19 protein-coding genes and 1 tRNA gene are annotated in these 14,183 nt (G+C 57.2%); 14 read left to right on the top strand and 6 right to left on the bottom strand.

The genetic code is table 11. The features are described from left to right. Nucleotides 1-46 precede the first annotated feature (46 nt). Nucleotides 47-1,435 (bottom strand): MFS transporter, encoded by a 1,389-nt coding sequence (locus tag HX875_RS09010; RefSeq protein ID WP_177042921.1) that lies wholly within the window; start codon nucleotides 1,433-1,435, stop codon nucleotides 47-49. A gap of 507 nt (nucleotides 1,436-1,942) precedes the next feature. Here HX875_RS09010 and HX875_RS09005 point away from each other — a divergent pair. Then, nucleotides 1,943-3,157 (top strand): site-specific integrase, encoded by a 1,215-nt coding sequence (locus HX875_RS09005; protein ID WP_177042920.1) that lies wholly within the window; start codon nucleotides 1,943-1,945, stop codon nucleotides 3,155-3,157. Here HX875_RS09005 and HX875_RS09000 read toward each other — a convergent pair whose 3' ends face one another. Next, entirely contained in the window at nucleotides 3,158-3,709 is a 552-nt protein-coding gene (locus HX875_RS09000) for a hypothetical protein (protein WP_177042919.1), read from the bottom strand. A 171-nt stretch (nucleotides 3,710-3,880) separates the two neighbouring features. On the opposite strand from HX875_RS09000, the gene HX875_RS08995 reads away from it, so the two are divergent. The 10 genes from HX875_RS08995 (at nucleotide 3,881) to HX875_RS08950 (ending at nucleotide 9,664) form a co-directional block, all read left to right on the top strand. Next, on the top strand, nucleotides 3,881-4,099 hold the full coding sequence (locus tag HX875_RS08995; RefSeq protein WP_371321475.1) for a helix-turn-helix domain-containing protein: 219 nt from the start codon (nucleotides 3,881-3,883) through the stop codon (nucleotides 4,097-4,099). Beyond that, nucleotides 4,096-4,413, top strand: a complete 318-nt coding sequence (locus HX875_RS08990; protein ID WP_177042918.1) for a hypothetical protein — start codon at nucleotides 4,096-4,098, stop codon at nucleotides 4,411-4,413. The genes HX875_RS08995 and HX875_RS08990 overlap by 4 nt, the downstream gene beginning before the upstream one ends. Then, on the top strand, nucleotides 4,410-4,694 hold the full coding sequence (locus HX875_RS08985) for a hypothetical protein (RefSeq protein ID WP_218171900.1): 285 nt from the start codon (nucleotides 4,410-4,412) through the stop codon (nucleotides 4,692-4,694). Before HX875_RS08990 ends, HX875_RS08985 begins: the two co-directional genes overlap by 4 nt. Further along, on the top strand, nucleotides 4,691-4,960 hold the full coding sequence (locus HX875_RS08980; RefSeq protein ID WP_177042917.1) for a helix-turn-helix domain-containing protein: 270 nt from the start codon (nucleotides 4,691-4,693) through the stop codon (nucleotides 4,958-4,960). The genes HX875_RS08985 and HX875_RS08980 overlap by 4 nt, the downstream gene beginning before the upstream one ends. Nucleotides 4,961-5,024: 64 nt before the next feature. Continuing rightward, a complete protein-coding gene (locus HX875_RS08975; RefSeq protein ID WP_177042916.1) occupies nucleotides 5,025-5,429 on the top strand; it encodes a helix-turn-helix domain-containing protein in 405 nt (134 codons plus the stop codon). 937 nt (nucleotides 5,430-6,366) lie between these two features. Continuing rightward, complete coding sequence (locus HX875_RS08970) at nucleotides 6,367-6,603, top strand: hypothetical protein (protein WP_177042915.1); 237 nt, start codon at nucleotides 6,367-6,369, stop codon at nucleotides 6,601-6,603. Between the two features lie 516 nt (nucleotides 6,604-7,119). Continuing rightward, nucleotides 7,120-8,304 carry a phage major capsid protein gene (locus HX875_RS08965; RefSeq protein WP_256348071.1) on the top strand — a complete coding sequence of 395 codons (1,185 nt, stop codon included), beginning with the start codon at nucleotides 7,120-7,122 and terminating at the stop codon, nucleotides 8,302-8,304. A 161-nt stretch (nucleotides 8,305-8,465) separates the two neighbouring features. Beyond that, a complete protein-coding gene (locus HX875_RS08960; RefSeq protein WP_177042913.1) occupies nucleotides 8,466-8,816 on the top strand; it encodes a hypothetical protein in 351 nt (116 codons plus the stop codon). 2 nt (nucleotides 8,817-8,818) lie between these two features. Beyond that, nucleotides 8,819-9,403 carry a tail assembly protein gene (locus tag HX875_RS08955; protein WP_177042912.1) on the top strand — a complete coding sequence of 195 codons (585 nt, stop codon included), beginning with the start codon at nucleotides 8,819-8,821 and terminating at the stop codon, nucleotides 9,401-9,403. 21 nt (nucleotides 9,404-9,424) lie between these two features. After that, nucleotides 9,425-9,664 carry an excisionase gene (locus HX875_RS08950; protein ID WP_177042911.1) on the top strand — a complete coding sequence of 80 codons (240 nt, stop codon included), beginning with the start codon at nucleotides 9,425-9,427 and terminating at the stop codon, nucleotides 9,662-9,664. Nucleotides 9,665-9,872: 208 nt separating this feature from the next. On the opposite strand, the gene HX875_RS08945 is transcribed toward HX875_RS08950, so the two are convergent. The 3 genes from HX875_RS08945 to HX875_RS08935 all read right to left on the bottom strand — a co-directional run bounded on the left by HX875_RS08945 (nucleotide 9,873) and on the right by HX875_RS08935 (nucleotide 11,032). Further along, nucleotides 9,873-10,223: a hypothetical protein gene (locus HX875_RS08945; RefSeq protein WP_177042910.1), complete on the bottom strand. Its 351-nt coding sequence runs from the start codon at nucleotides 10,221-10,223 to the stop codon at nucleotides 9,873-9,875. Continuing rightward, a complete protein-coding gene (locus tag HX875_RS08940; RefSeq protein ID WP_177042909.1) occupies nucleotides 10,220-10,750 on the bottom strand; it encodes a hypothetical protein in 531 nt (176 codons plus the stop codon). The genes HX875_RS08945 and HX875_RS08940 overlap by 4 nt, the downstream gene beginning before the upstream one ends. A gap of 205 nt (nucleotides 10,751-10,955) precedes the next feature. Then, a tRNA-Arg gene (locus HX875_RS08935) sits at nucleotides 10,956-11,032 on the bottom strand. A 337-nt stretch (nucleotides 11,033-11,369) separates the two neighbouring features. On the opposite strand from HX875_RS08935, the gene HX875_RS08930 reads away from it, so the two are divergent. From HX875_RS08930 to HX875_RS08920, 3 genes are all read left to right on the top strand, one after another. Beyond that, nucleotides 11,370-11,597 carry a hypothetical protein gene (locus HX875_RS08930; protein WP_177043106.1) on the top strand — a complete coding sequence of 76 codons (228 nt, stop codon included), beginning with the start codon at nucleotides 11,370-11,372 and terminating at the stop codon, nucleotides 11,595-11,597. Between the two features lie 20 nt (nucleotides 11,598-11,617). Further along, nucleotides 11,618-11,797, top strand: coding sequence for a PA3371 family protein (locus HX875_RS08925; RefSeq protein ID WP_177042908.1), 180 nt, complete (start codon nucleotides 11,618-11,620; stop codon nucleotides 11,795-11,797). 434 nt (nucleotides 11,798-12,231) lie between these two features. After that, on the top strand, nucleotides 12,232-12,558 hold the full coding sequence (locus HX875_RS08920; protein WP_003175643.1) for an Arc family DNA-binding protein: 327 nt from the start codon (nucleotides 12,232-12,234) through the stop codon (nucleotides 12,556-12,558). Nucleotides 12,559-12,665: 107 nt separating this feature from the next. Here HX875_RS08920 and mgtE read toward each other — a convergent pair whose 3' ends face one another. Further along, nucleotides 12,666-14,108 carry a magnesium transporter gene (gene mgtE / locus HX875_RS08915; RefSeq protein WP_177042907.1) on the bottom strand — a complete coding sequence of 481 codons (1,443 nt, stop codon included), beginning with the start codon at nucleotides 14,106-14,108 and terminating at the stop codon, nucleotides 12,666-12,668. Between the last annotated feature and the right edge of the window lie 75 nt (nucleotides 14,109-14,183).

Raw genomic sequence — 14,183 nt, 5'->3', positions numbered from 1 at the left:
GACAAAAAAACGGGCAGTTCCTCAAGGGAACTGCCCGTTTTTGCGTTCAGGGGCGCGCCCTGCTCAGGTCATGGGGGTGATCATCCGGGTCGGGATGCTCCGGCGGTTCGGTGACCGGTGCCGGCTCATCCTCCACCGGCTCGGGACCTGCCTCGGGCCCAGGGTCTGGAACGGCGGTCTGCATCTGCTCCTGCACCACCTGCTCGTCCACACGTGGGTCGAGGCACGCCACCAGCGGCGAGCTGGACATGCTGTCGGGCATCGCCACGTGATGCAGCGGTGCGTCGTCCACCTGATGCAGGTTGGTGACCGCCTTGGGCCGAATGCGCCAGACCAGGATCAACGCACACAGGCTGAAAAACGCGTACAGCATATGGCTGCCAAACAGCTTCATCACCACACCGGCCAACAGCGGGCCGATACTGGCGCCAACACCGTAAGTGACCAGCAGCATGGCCGTGAGCGACACCCGGCGATCACCCTCGACGTGGTCGTTGGAAAACGCCACGGCCAACGGATACAGGCAGAACTGCACCAGGGAACACAGAAAGCCGGCAACAAACAGCACTTCCAGCGGCACCTGGCTCATGATCGCCAACGGCAACGCGGCCACCGCCAGGCACAGGGCGAAGCAGCGAATCAACAGCGCGCGGTCATAGCGGTCAGACAACCAGCCCAGTGGCCACTGCACCAGCAGCCCGGCGAAAATGCAGCTACCCATGAACAGACCGACCTGCTCGGTGGTCAGCCCCTGCTGGGACGCGTAGAGCGGCGCCAGACCATAGAACGAACCCACGATCAGCCCGGCGCCCAACACGGTACTGAGGGACTGCGGCACCCGCTTGATAAAGAAGCGCGGCTCCATCGGCGCCGGATGCAAGGGCGCCGGGTGAATGCGACGAGTCATCGCCACCGGCACCAGGCACAGCGCAAAACACAGCGCGACCAGCATCAGCAACTCAAGCCCCAACTGCGGGTGCATCACAAGGATCAACTGGCCCAGCACCAGGCCCAGGTAGGAGGCGATCATATAACCGCTGAACACCACGCCCCGCTGCTTGGCGTCTGCCTGCTCGTTAAGCCAGCTCTCGATCACCATGTACTGGCACATCATGCCGAGGCCGACGATCATCCGCAGCACGATCCAGGCCGGCAGCCAATTGATCAGGCCATGCCCGAGCACGGCCGCGCCGACGATCCCGGCGCAGGTGGCATAGGCGCGGATATGCCCGACCCGGGCAATCAGGCGGTGACCGATCTTGCCCCCCAATACCAGGCCAAAATAGTTGGCAGCCATCAACGCACCGACCCACAGGCTGTCGACGTGGTCTGCCGCCAGGCGCAAGGCCAGGTAAGTACTGAGCAGGCCGGAGCCAATCAGCATCATCAGGGAAGCAAAATAAAGGGCTCGAAAAGATTTCCAGATCTGGCGCATCGGCGTTCCGAGCGGCTCCTTGCAGTGGGGGTTCAGGGCTACCGGAATGATAGTCCCGCGTCGTCAGGTCCGGACAGCCAAAACATGCGCTTGCCGGGGATTATTTTGCTCATGCCAATTGGCTACGTGTCAGACGCTCCGCAATGACCTGCGAGGTACACGATGCAGACGAATACTTGCGCCGCCCCGCTCTTGCCTCCCGTGTGAACCTGAAACGCCGGCAAGGTTCGGTTGGTGTTTGAAAAGACGGGTGCGCGCTGGGGCTCGGCCACAAAAAAGCCCCGCCAGATAAATCTGATCGGGGCTTTCTGACGTTTCGGCCGCGAGGCAGCAACGGTTATTTGGTGTCCCAGGGCCGGTTCGAACGGCCAACCTTCCCCTTAGGAGGGTCAAACAAAGCCCAATGAATACGGGCTGAAGCCCGCATATACTGGGGCTTATCGTGTGGTTGTGTATTCCAAAACTGGCTGGTACTGTGCATTCTGCTGGTAGCCTGCTGGTACTGACATGAAAGCCAAGATCACTCAGAAACTCATCAACAGTCTCCAGCCCCAGGAGAAGCATTATCGTGTCTTCGATACGGACCAGCCAGGCCTGTTTATCAGGGTGCAGCCGAGCGGGCACATGGCGTATATGGTTTCCTGGGCACGCAACCGCGAGCGGTCCCTGGGTCGCGTTGGCACTCTGACGCTCGCCCAGGCCAGAACAGAGGCCGCCCGCTACCTGGCAGACGCGCACGAACACGGCGAGCCCCTGGCGGTCACTCAGAACCGCCGCAACGCGAACACCCCTACCCTGCGTGAATTCCTCGACGACACCTATTTGCCGTGGTTCAAGGCCCACCACAAGGGCTACGACAAAACGCTGCACACCCTGGACAACAACTTTTCCTCGATCATGGCTCGCCGGCTCAACGAAATAACCGGGCGCGACCTCGAGCTGGTGCGCACGTCCTGGCTCACCGGCGGGAACAAGCCGGCGACCGCAAATCGCAAGATGGGGACCATCAGCGGCGTATTCAGTCGTGCCGCTGAGTGGGGGCTGATCAGCGAACACCCGCTGGAGCGGCTGAAACAACTCAAGGTCGATTCAAAGGGCCAGGTCCGGTATCTGTCGCCGGCTGAGGCTGAGCGCCTGCGCGGCGCCCTGGACGCTCGCCAGGAACAGATGCGCGCCGAGAGGGACAGCGCGAACAAGTGGCGCAAGGATCGCGATCGGCAGCCGCTGGAGGATCTGCGCGCAGTTACGTTCACCGATCACCTCAAGCCGATGATCCTGCTGGCGCTAAACACTGGCGTTCGCCGCGGGGAGCTGTTCAGTCTCAAGTGGTCGGACGTGAACTTCGCCACCAAGACGATCACCGTGGTGGGCGCCACCGCCAAGACCAGCGAAACGCGCCACATACCCACCAACAAAGAAGCCCTCACCACGCTGCAGGAATGGCAAAAACAGGGTGATGGCGTGGGTTACGTGTTCGCCGGACAGGGCGGCGGGCGTATGGAGGACGTGAAAAGCGCCTGGCTCAAGCTGCTTGAGCGCGCCGAGGTCCAGGGCTTTCGCTGGCACGATATGCGCCACGACTTCGCATCACGCCTTGTGATGGCCGGTGTGCCCCTGAACACCGTGCGCGACCTGCTGGGCCACTCAGACATCAAGATGACCCTTCGCTATGCGCACCTGGCCCCTGGCACGAAGGCGGCGGCCGTAGACCTGATCGGGTAGTTAAACCAGCATTATCTTTTCTGGGTAACTACCATGATCAAGTGCGTAATCAATCGCATCGTTTAGAGTTTGCCAGTTACGCCTAAGAGCCTTTAAATCAAGAGGCTGATGATATCTGCAATACTCTTTAGTCAGCTCGGAGAGCAATTCCTCGTGACCGATATTTAATGAAAAATAATTAGGGGCATCACCAAAAAGTTGCTCCTCATCATAGGCAAGATCAAGCAAGGCAATCTCGCGCTGCGTCAAGGTTCTCGGGAGTAGAACGGCTGTCCGCATCAGTCTTGTGGGCGCATCAATTGAATAAATTATCGCCATAAGTTCAGAAAAACAAACTTCCTCGAACCGGCCATTATTCTCTACCGTGCCTGTCCCCAAATAACTTACGTCCACCATTGTTCTGTCGAAAAGTTCCCCTAGCGCCTTCTCGACTTCGGTTGTCAAAGAGCGCTCTTCCAGCCGAGAAAGCAACTCCAAGCCTAACTTTAAGTTTGGCGATATGCGCAACGAAAGAGTTTCAGCTTTAGCTCTGTTGGGGGCTGGCTTTGCCATCAGGTTTCTCGGTGGTTAGGTATGGAGTTGAACGGAGGATGTCACAGCGTCAACATTTGTCAATGTGTCTCGCCACGTGTCGATACATGTAAGAAAAATATGGACACGAGATTTTCTAGTCAGTTATGGTGGCCACATCTGGCAATACACCATAGCCAGCAGGAGAGAAACGTGGACCAGAACGCGACCAAAACAGAAAACCCGCAAGCGCCAATCATGGTGGTTGGGCCCGATGAAGCGGCCAAGATGACAGCGCACAGCCGAAGCGCCATTTACAAGGCAATCGCCGCTGGTGATCTGCAGTCTTTCAAGACTGGCAAGCGGCGGCTAATCCTGATCCGCGAGCTCGAAATCTGGATTAACCGAGTAGCAAGGGAGAACGCGAGATGAGCAGATTAGCGTCACTGACGAGCAATCAGATAACAAGCGAACTGATGGAGGATGCCGCCGTGTTCATCACGACTGTATCCAGGTTAGTGGTAGATGACTTGGTGGAGCAGGAGGACGAGGCGGGGAAAAGAGCCCTGGATGGCTTTCGCATTGATGGGCTTATGCGGGGTCTGGCAATAGTGGCAGAAGAACTATCCAGACGAGGGGCGTGGCTGAAAAGCGAAGTGGAATTGGAAGGTGAAGCTCTGACGGCGTTGGCGCGCCGCCAGGGTAAAGCAACATTGGATGGCACCAACGTGAGGACACAATCGTGACAGATTCAAAATCCCGTGACAAGAAACACATCACGCCTCCATTCAGCGCCGAGGCCAGCGAGGCAGTCGATAACCTTCGGGTTGCGCTTGAATACACGGCCTGGTTCGGCGCCTTGGGTTGCGCTATCAGCAATTCGATAAAAACAGGCCATCAGCAGCGGGCGGAGCGCCTCGCCGGTCTAGCGCAGTACTTGGCAGACGATTACCTGTCGATGCTAGAGCACGACGTTAAGAGCCTGGATGACCGCCTGACCGCTCTCGAGGAAGGGGCATCTACATGAAAAATTGCCAGACTTGCCCGGCCCAGGCCACGGACGCACACACCTCGGGCGCCCAGGCGGAGCGTTTAGTAAGAGCCCTGCGCGTGGGCCCCATATCAACAATTGCTGCCACCCAGGAACTGGACATTGTCCACCCGCCCAGCACCGTACGATGGCTTAGAGATCGGGGCTACTCAATAAAAACGGAATGGATCTACAAGACCACTGAGCCAGGCCGCCGGCCGCATCGGGTTGGCCTGTACGTCCTGGCCAGCGAGCCGTCCTGATTTGAATAGTGCCAAGGGCTTCCACCGCTGGTGGAAGTCCCGCGGCCAGCCTGTGAGCTGAGTAATGGCCAGAGTCAAAAAACACAAGGTCGACTTCGGCGGCGGACGGGTGCTCGCCCTGCCCTACCGACTGCTTGTGCATCCAGCCTTCGACAACCTGTCGCCCAAAGCGATAGCCGTGCTCATCAAGTTGGGCAGGAACTACAACGGCCGGAACAACGGCGATCTGTCCTGCACAACGTCGACCCTGGCAAAGGGCAAGGGGATGGACGCCAAGACGCTCGCGTCAGCACTTGCTGAACTGATAGAGGCCGGTCTGATCGTTCGCACAAGGGAGAACCAGAAAGGGGGGCGCGAGCACGGAAGAGCGCGCTGCGCACTCTACGCGATCACCTGGGCAGCCATAGACGATTGCCCGGGGAAAGACCTCGAAGTCAGGCCAGGACCACCGACTTTCAAGTTCATCTGATTTCGAATTCTCCGGTGGGGTTTTTTCCGCTTGGTACTGGGAAAAAATCCCAGTCATCACCGGCCAAGCGTCCCGTTGCGTCCGGTTGTGATGGGCGCACCGAGGGGTACTGGGAAAAAATCCCACTATCACTCAATGAAACCGGGGCCTCCAGAGGGGGGGTGTAAACGGAAAAAATCCCACCCTTATTAAATTACCACCACCGGGGTTTATTACATGGCACCACAAACCTACAAACAGATGCGTTGCAGCCATGGTTATGCAGGCCAGTGTAAGCGTGCAGGGGGATACCACTTCCTCGTTGTTGAATGGCTTCCTTGGACATTGATCGGTATGTGCCGACCGTGTGCAGAAGAGGTTCGAAAGGATCTGATCTACGTAGCAGAGAGAGCGCCATTCAAGAGGGTTGAGAGTCAGCTTGAAGTGATGGCTGCGAGCAGCTCAGTTCTGAGCCAGGTACGGGGTGCAGATCCTGCGGGGGTGGATGCATCCAAAGCTGGATACATCCCGATGCTGGCGCCGGGTAACGGACAAGTAACGCTCGCACCGTTACTTCACTGTTAGTCCTCCGGTGCAGGTGTCCTCAGTTGTGAGGATACCCACCACTTACGCGACCAGATCGTAAAAGCCCGGGGTGTCGTGCCTGTAAACGATACCCCTCGGGACGTGGGTGATGGCGCAGATTTGCGCCATTGCTGGATTGACCCGCTATTGATCCCCGTACAAGCGCTTTTCGCTACAGGCCACGGGGCGTATGGCGTACAGGCCGGGTGAGGATCCACCAGCTGCGAGGACTAGAAGTTAGACAGGAATGCCGTTTGACCAGATCCCGATCAGACGGGCGTTAGATTCCAAGATTCACATATTCCGCTACAGGCCACGGGGTGCGGCGTCTGCACCCCGCATCCACAAATTGTGTTTATGGAGGTTTGAAACGATGAGAGACGACTACGCCAGACCTAAGCACGCGCCCTTCCCCGCTGCGCTGGCCGCCATGATTGCCCGCAAGGCTTCGATCATGGCGGCCAGGCTGGAGGACCAAGCGATACGAGCAATGGTTCGCGATGCCCAGCGCGCACTAGACCGAGGGCTGGCCGTGGCAGATATCGCCCGCGAGATGGAGTTACTGCCCGCCGGCGCCGCGAAAGCAAAAAACACCGAGAAAAATAGTTAAAAACACCCAAATGAGAGCGATTCGCGCTGTAAGGGAGGGGGCGGGCCGAAAGTCTGGGCCTTTCCGCTTCTAGACCGCGCCCGAGACGTTTTATCGCGCAGTCAGTTGGGGAAAACCGTTTTCCGCACCAGGAGATTTTATGAAAAGAGACATACCACAGCGTCGCGCTATGGAGCGCTACCTTCGATCAGCCGGCGTACCTCGATCCCTGTCCATGCAGTTCACCGGACTTGTTCCAGATCACGTAATTCGTCGCCTTCTGCCCTGGCGTCTCCGCTTTCGGCTTGCGCTCACCCGCTGGGCAGATAGAATTGGCTTGTCGGTAAGGCCCGTGGCCACCGACGCGACAACTTTGAAATCATCGACGGCGCGAGGCTGCGCGATGACTGATGAGGCCAGATCCGGAGTGAGTCCGGCGGGACGCGAAAGCAAGCAACAGCGCAAGAGTCACGCACCCAGCGTGGACAAAGCGCGTCCTCCATTCCGGAAATAAAGGTCATCATTATGATTAACGCTATGAGCAACAATGCCCGCCGCGAACTCCGCACCAAAGCCGGTGGGAGCAACGATCAAGCTGGCGAGCTCCTCCTCAAAGAGCTCCAGGACCGCGACGTTGAAATCAAGAATTTCAGCGAGAACGCCGTCAAAGAAATCACCGCCCTGAAAGACCGCCTGCAGGACCTGGAGCAGAAAGGCCAGCGCCGCGGCGGTGATGCCCCCGCGGGTGGCACTGACGCGGTGGGCAAGATGGCTGAGGAGTTCACCAAGTCCGGCCAGTTCGCCGCTTTGAAATCGGGCGGCCCCACCACCGGCCGAGTAACGGTAGACAGCATCAGCATCAAAGCCCTGACCAACGCAGGCCAGGGCATCACCGGCTCCACCAGCTACTCGGCTACGGCCCAGCGCCAACCCGGCCTGCACAACGATCCACGCCGGGACCTATCCCTGCTGGACTACCTGCCATCGCTCCCGGCAACCTCCAGCACCTTCGAGTACATGCAGCTCAAGGATTACACCAACAACGCGACGGAGCAGGAGGAGGAAGGCCAGCAGAAGGCACAGAGCAACATCGATGCTGAGCTGGAAACCGCCAACATCGCCACGGTTGCCCACTTCACTAGGGCTTCCAAGCAAGTGCTGGACGACACCCCGGCCCTGGGCCAGCAGATCGGCAACCTGCTGAACTATGGCCTGCTCGAAAAGCTGGAGGCTCGCTTGATCGCCGGCCCAGGCGGCAAAGGCAAGATCAAAGGTCTGATTGGCTACGCAGTACCCCACGCTGTCGTTGGCACCCTGCTACCGGTCGACGCAATTGGCCAGGCCGTGACGGCCATGAAGACCAGCGGCTGGCAAGCGCGCCTGATCATCATGAACCCTAACGACTGGTTCAACATCTCCAGCGAGAGAGATGCTGATGGCCAATATGTCCTTGGCTCCCCGCGTGATCCGGCGCCACCTGTGTTGTGGGGCGTTCCCCTGATCACCTCCGGCTCGATGCCGGCCGGCACCGTCCTCCTCCTGGACACCTCGCAGGTTGCAATGCTCGACCGCGAACAGCCTACGCTGATGCTCAGCCGCGAGGACGCCAACAACTTCACCAGCAACATGGTCACCCTGCTGGCCGAGCTGCGTGCCGGCCTGGCTGTGTTCTCCACCGGTGCTGTGCGGTCCGTGGATATCACGCCGCCGGCCGGCGGCTGATAGGTCCCGGAACACGGAAAGGCTCGCCCGAACGCTCGGAGCGGGCCTTTTTTACGATCGGGGAGGGGGCGGTACCAAAGTTTGGAGCTTTTCGCTTCTAGACCGCGCCCGAGCCGTTTTTTCGCACCGTCAAAATTAGATTTTGAAAATTGGAGTCGCATATGACCCATCAAGAAAGGTTCGTCGAGGCCTGCAGGGCCACTGATTTCGAAGACCATCCGGGCACTTTGGGCGGTTACAAAGTTTGGGGTGTCAGCGACATCGTGAAAGGCGGCCGGGAGATTTTTGACGGCCCCTATTTCACAGAAGACGAGGCAAGAATTTCCGCCGATCTTTGGAAGGCAACACCCGATCGCAAGTGCGCCCGTGCCGACGCTTCAATCCACTGTGCAGCCTGGAATCCCAACCCAGCTCGCGAGTTAGATATTCGAAGGGACGCGGTAGCCGCTCGCATCATCCTGGCCGAACTGATCGGCGCCGAACCTCCTAAACCCAACGCATTGAGGGCCTGACCATGGCAGCAACAGCAGCGCACTACTCGCCAATGACTCGGATCTACTTGTCCGGCTCTCTGGCGCGCAAATTCTTCCGCTTCAAGGATTACCACCTCGACAGCGGCTGTGCGGCGGAAGGCTTCAAGGCACTCAAAAACACGGTGGATGGCTTCGCCGAGGAAATCGCACGTCTCGGCAGGCTTGGCCTGCGATTTGCCATTTTCCGCAACAGGAAGAACACTGGCGAGGCCGATCTTGGATTGGGCGGCACCCGGGAAATCAGAATTGTCCCGGTGATCGCTGGCGCGAAGCGCGCTGGGGCTATGCAAACCATCCTCGGCGCCGTGCTTCTGGTCGCCTCGTATTGGTTTCCGGTGTTACGCCCCTTCGCAGTAGCTACCCTCGCCGGGGGTGTTGTTCAACTGCTCAGCCCTCAAGCTTCCGGGCTCAAACAAAGCGCCTCACCTGATAACGCGCCGTCCTATGCGTTCGGGAGTGCGAAGAACACCACTGCAAGTGGCAACCCGGTCCCGATCTGCATCGGCCGGCGCCGGTGGGGAGGCATGATTATCTCGGCTTCGATCTACGCTGAGGACAGGGCATAAGAAAAAGTAACCGATACCGATATGAAAATGATCACTCTAGCGGCGTGGGCTTCTTTGAATTTCGACCCGGTACCGAGTATGAACACGGTGAGGAAGTGGGCAAGGGATGGGCGGCTGGTCCCAGCGCCAATTAAGCACGGCCGTAGCTATTACATCGCCCCTGACGCTCGATACTCACCGGTTGATAAATGCCCTGTACCGCGTGGAGATCTCGTAGCAAGAATTCAGGCCGCGAGAGGCCTTTCTGATGGGAATGAATAGGGACACTAGTTTTTGGGGGCAGATTTGGGGGCATACAAAACAATCAAACCGCACAAACCCAATAAAATTAGGGCCAAGGATGGCCAGTTCGATTCTGTCTCTGATCCGCTTTATTACACAGTGGATCTGAAGGCCGCCTCAATGGGGTCAAATGATCCACTACTGCCCAGATGAACTCGCGGAGTTTTTAGAAGGGGCCGCAATATGCCTACGCAAGCGGGTCCAAAAAGTCGAGAATTTCATCTAGCGCACTCTCCACACCCATAGCGCTCCGTCTCGCGCCTTCGTACAAATTTTGCATCTTAGTGAAAGCCATATCCATCACATCTCGTAGGTCGGGGTCGGACACCACCTCGACAATTTCACCAACCTCATTAAGTATTTGCAAAAAATAATCAGGCTGAAAGTTGCTGCTGTTTTCTGGATAGATCCGAATGGAATATCTCGGAAAGGAAGCTTGGAATACTTCAGACTTTTCAGTCTGAGCCCACTGTAAAGTTCCAGCCTCTGTCTGTGACAACAATGTTTCAATCAGCCTAGCAATTTTTGGATAGCTCATGATTCGTCGCCCTTTGTAATCTCAGATTTTATCCTGACCAGAAGTTCCTGTATGGCCTCTGAATGCTTGGATACCAGGGAATTCATCCTGGCAGCAGACACTGCGCTGCTGGTCTCAAGCGCCTTTTCAATTGTTCTCTCAGACGCAGCAAACTGAACAATGGCATCTTGAATAGCCCTTTGGTCGACATCGTCTAGCAACGGATTAGATGATCGTATACTGATCAAAATTCTGCCCAGATGAGAATACCTATCCGGTAGTAAATGAAGAACGGAAGAACGATGCATACGCTTTATCTCATCCATGACAGCAATCGCGCTTGAAAAGTCAGCCACCGTGTCGCCTTTTCTAAGGTCCCCCCTCATGCTTTCCACTGCGGCAGAAGCGTGAGCAGCGGCTGCTCTCGTTTTAAGGGAGGTTCTAATGGTGAAGAAAAAACCGACAAAAGAAATCAGCAGCCCTAGCAGACCTGCATAGTCTCCAATGCGATTAGCTTCTAGAAAAAGATTAACTTGGGCAAAATCCATTAAGTCCCCGTCTTTTTTTCAAGCGCTTGAAGCGCTGACAAATTCGCTCTTTGAAGCAGGATGAGTCTGTGGGTGACGCCTAAAGCGACTGGCTGAATTCGCTATTGATTAATCGGATTTGAGGCAACCAGTAAACCTGACGCTGGTACGCTGCTGGTACAGCCAATCTTAGAAAACTCAAAATCCGTTGAAAGCTAGATAGAAATGGTGTCCCAGGGCCGGTTCGAACGGCCAACCTTCCCCTTAGGAGGGGGATGCTCTATCCAATTGAGCTACTGGGACTAATGACAGCCAACCGGCCATGGGCGCGGCGACGGACGGCGTGCATGTTAACGGCGCAGGTGAATTTTGTCATGTCGTCCGTGGGCTTTTTGAGTGTAGGCCTAAGCCCGTGACACCAGGTCGCATTTCACTCAATGATTGCGGGCAGTTCGCGACCATCGTGCAAAATGCACTCCCCCAAAATGCCATCATTGCAAATTGCAACATCGATGCAACTTGGACAGTATTTAACTATTTGATTTTAAAGGATTTATTATCAAATAAAGACTGGCACGACGCCTGCAATCCTTTATCCTACAAATACAGTCCGGCCCAGCCACCTGCGGAGAACATGCCCATGAACAGCGCACTTCTACTAGCCCTCAATACCGTTGCATTGGCTGCGCTGGTGATGTTCCATTTTCAATCCAGCACCTCTGATGACGCGGCGCAGGTCAGCCAGGCGATCCCCCATCACCTGCAGCAACGCCCGCAACTGGCAGTCATGAAGCCGAACATGCAATCACCGCTGCAACTGACCCAGGGCACCCAAGCTGCCCCTTCGACTGAACACTGGGTTTTCTGAACCGCTTACCGGAGTATTCCATGACCAAGTCTGCCTGGCTGTTTCTGACACTGGCCCTGGCCGCTGCCGGCCTCGGCCTGAACGTAGTGTCGCAAGACGCACAGACCGTCGCCTTCGTCGTCGCCGGCGTGTTTGGCAGCCTGTGGGTACTGGCAATCATCATTGGGCGCCGTATCAAATTCGATCCCGTACTGCGCTGAACCCCTCCGTTCGTCCCCCTCCCCAATAGCTGCCACAGCTTGGTTCACTCGCCTGAACAGCAGACCATATGTCGCTCCGACCTCGTAAATTGGCAATTAGCCACTAATCTTAAAGTTAAGGGCAAAAGGCCATATTGCTATAGGATGTGCGCCCGAAAAGCCTTTTGCGCCTAGGGCCCGCGGCCTTGACCCCCGTTTGGGTGCAACCGTGGAAAAGTTTTCCAACCAGTCCGCAAATTTTGAAATGAGTACTGGCATAAAGCCGGTAGCCGGTTCAATATTTGTCACAGAATTGACGCCAAGGAACTGGCAAATCTGAGGCATGATGCGGCCTCTTTGCAATTCAGGTTGAACATTTGGCAGCAAGTCTTGTCCTAACATGCATCTTGCGGCCAATTCCAAAAACCGCTCCCCTGAACTAACCGGTTAAATATATGCGCCCATTGAAACAGGCAATTTATTCCAGCCGTACGGCTGACAAGTTCGTCGTACGTCTGCCAGACGGAATGCGGGAACGCATTGCCGAGGTGGCTCGCAATCATCACCGCAGCATGAACTCCGAAATCATCGCACGCCTGGAACAAAGCCTGATTCAGGAAGGTGCGCTGGGCGACGAGCTGAGCATGCGCCTCGACAGCCCCGAGCTGTCACTGCACGAACGCGAACTGCTGCAGCGTTTTCGTCAGCTCTCCCACCGCCAGCAAAATGCTCTCGTCTCGCTTATCGCCCACGACGTTGAGGCAGCCGCAGAAGCCAACTGATTGGCAACCGAAAGCTGAAAGCCAGCCACGAGCTGGCTTTTTTTTGCCTGGGATTTGGGAAAGGGACATGGATCAAGGGGCTGACGCCCCTCGATCAGAGGAAAGGATCAAAGCAGGAAGATGGTTGCCAAGCCCAGGAAGATGAAGAAACCACCGCTGTCGGTCATCGCGGTGATCATCACGCTGGCACCCATGGCCGGGTCTCGCCCAAGGCGCACCAAGGTCATTGGAATCAGAACACCCATCAGGGCCGCCAGCAGCAGGTTAAGCGTCATGGCCGCGGTCATGACCACCCCGAGGGACCAGCTGCCATACAGCAGGTACGCCACGATACCAATGACGCCACCCCACACCAGGCCGTTGATCAGCGCGACCGCCAACTCCTTGCGCATCAAGCGCTTGCCATGCCCGGTACCCACCTGATCCAGCGCCATGGCGCGTACGATCATGGTGATGGTCTGGTTACCCGAGTTACCACCAATCCCCGCCACAATCGGCATCAGTGCAGCCAAGGCCACCAGCTTCTCGATGGAGCCTTCAAACAGCCCAATGACCCGTGATGCAATAAACGCGGTGATCAGATTGACCGCCAGCCAGGCCCAGCGGTTACGCAGGGACTTCCAGACCGACGCAAAGATATCCTCTTCTTCTCGCAGACCGGCCATGTTGAGGACTTCGCTTTCGCTCTCCTCACGAATCAGGTCGACCATTTCATCGATGGTCAGGCGACCGATCAGCTTGCCGTTCTTGTCGACCACCGGGGCCGAGATCAAGTCATAACGCTCGAACGCCTGGGCGGCGTCGTAGGCGTCTTCGTCGGGATGGAAACTCACCGGGTCACTGGCCATGACGTCCGCGACTTTCTTCTCCGGGTCATTGACCAGCAGGCGCTTGATCGGCAGCACGCCCTTGAGAATGCCTTCGTAATCCACCACGAACAGTTTGTCCGTATGGCCTGGCAGCTCCTTGAGGCGGCGCAGGTAACGCAAAACCACTTCCAGGCTGACGTCTTCGCGGATGGTGACCATCTCGAAGTCCATCAACGCACCGACCTGCTCCTCGTCGTAGGACAGCGCCGAGCGCACACGCTCACGCTGCTGGCCGTCGAGGGTTTCCATCAGCTCATGGACGACGTCACGCGGCAGCTCGGAAGCCAGGTCAGCGAGTTCGTCGGCATCCATGTCCTTGGCGGCAGCCAGGAGTTCATGATCGTCCATGTCGGCGATCAGGGTTTCACGGACCGAGTCGGATACTTCGAGGAGGATGTCGCCGTCGCGATCGGCCTTGACCAACTGCCACAGGGTCAGGCGGTCATCAAGCGGCAAGGCTTCGAGGATGTAGGCGACGTCGGCGGAGTGCAGGTCATCGAGCTTGCGTTGCAGCTCGACGAGATTTTGCCGGTGAACCAGGTTCTCGACCCGGTCACGGTTAGGGCCGTCCTGGCGGTGCGTCAGGTCTTCGACCACACGCTGGCGCTGCAGCAACTCGACGACTTGGGCCAGGCGATCCTGCAGGCTTTCTTGTGTTTTCTTTACTTCAACTTCGGTCATAGGCGAACTCCACTCCCAGCAGCGGGGCACGCCGGAAGGATCAATCAGTCAATTCATGATTGGTAGAACGGGGTA

Origin of the sequence: Pseudomonas yamanorum, assembly GCF_013386765.1 — a bacterium.
Classification (GTDB): domain Bacteria; phylum Pseudomonadota; class Gammaproteobacteria; order Pseudomonadales; family Pseudomonadaceae; genus Aquipseudomonas; species Aquipseudomonas yamanorum_A.
The sequence above is the reverse complement of the archived record's forward strand: the minus strand, read 5'-3'. Positions and strand labels throughout refer to the sequence as shown.

Bases quoted from the DNA above. Each gene is read 5' to 3' on its own strand.
- HX875_RS09010 (WP_177042921.1), bottom strand. From the start codon at position 1,435: ATGCGCCAGATCTGGAAATCTTTTCGAGCCCTTTATTTTGCTTCCCTG.
- HX875_RS09005 (WP_177042920.1), top strand. From the start codon at position 1,943: ATGAAAGCCAAGATCACTCAGAAACTCATCAACAGTCTCCAGCCCCAG.
- HX875_RS09000 (WP_177042919.1), bottom strand. From the start codon at position 3,709: ATGGCAAAGCCAGCCCCCAACAGAGCTAAAGCTGAAACTCTTTCGTTG.
- HX875_RS08990 (WP_177042918.1), top strand. From the start codon at position 4,096: ATGAGCAGATTAGCGTCACTGACGAGCAATCAGATAACAAGCGAACTG.
- HX875_RS08980 (WP_177042917.1), top strand. From the start codon at position 4,691: ATGAAAAATTGCCAGACTTGCCCGGCCCAGGCCACGGACGCACACACC.
- HX875_RS08975 (WP_177042916.1), top strand. From the start codon at position 5,025: ATGGCCAGAGTCAAAAAACACAAGGTCGACTTCGGCGGCGGACGGGTG.
- HX875_RS08970 (WP_177042915.1), top strand. From the start codon at position 6,367: ATGAGAGACGACTACGCCAGACCTAAGCACGCGCCCTTCCCCGCTGCG.
- HX875_RS08965 (WP_256348071.1), top strand. From the start codon at position 7,120: ATGAGCAACAATGCCCGCCGCGAACTCCGCACCAAAGCCGGTGGGAGC.
- HX875_RS08960 (WP_177042913.1), top strand. From the start codon at position 8,466: ATGACCCATCAAGAAAGGTTCGTCGAGGCCTGCAGGGCCACTGATTTC.
- HX875_RS08955 (WP_177042912.1), top strand. From the start codon at position 8,819: ATGGCAGCAACAGCAGCGCACTACTCGCCAATGACTCGGATCTACTTG.
- HX875_RS08950 (WP_177042911.1), top strand. From the start codon at position 9,425: ATGAAAATGATCACTCTAGCGGCGTGGGCTTCTTTGAATTTCGACCCG.
- HX875_RS08945 (WP_177042910.1), bottom strand. From the start codon at position 10,223: ATGAGCTATCCAAAAATTGCTAGGCTGATTGAAACATTGTTGTCACAG.
- HX875_RS08940 (WP_177042909.1), bottom strand. From the start codon at position 10,750: ATGGATTTTGCCCAAGTTAATCTTTTTCTAGAAGCTAATCGCATTGGA.
- HX875_RS08930 (WP_177043106.1), top strand. From the start codon at position 11,370: ATGAACAGCGCACTTCTACTAGCCCTCAATACCGTTGCATTGGCTGCG.
- HX875_RS08925 (WP_177042908.1), top strand. From the start codon at position 11,618: ATGACCAAGTCTGCCTGGCTGTTTCTGACACTGGCCCTGGCCGCTGCC.
- HX875_RS08920 (WP_003175643.1), top strand. From the start codon at position 12,232: ATGCGCCCATTGAAACAGGCAATTTATTCCAGCCGTACGGCTGACAAG.
- mgtE (WP_177042907.1), bottom strand. From the start codon at position 14,108: ATGACCGAAGTTGAAGTAAAGAAAACACAAGAAAGCCTGCAGGATCGC.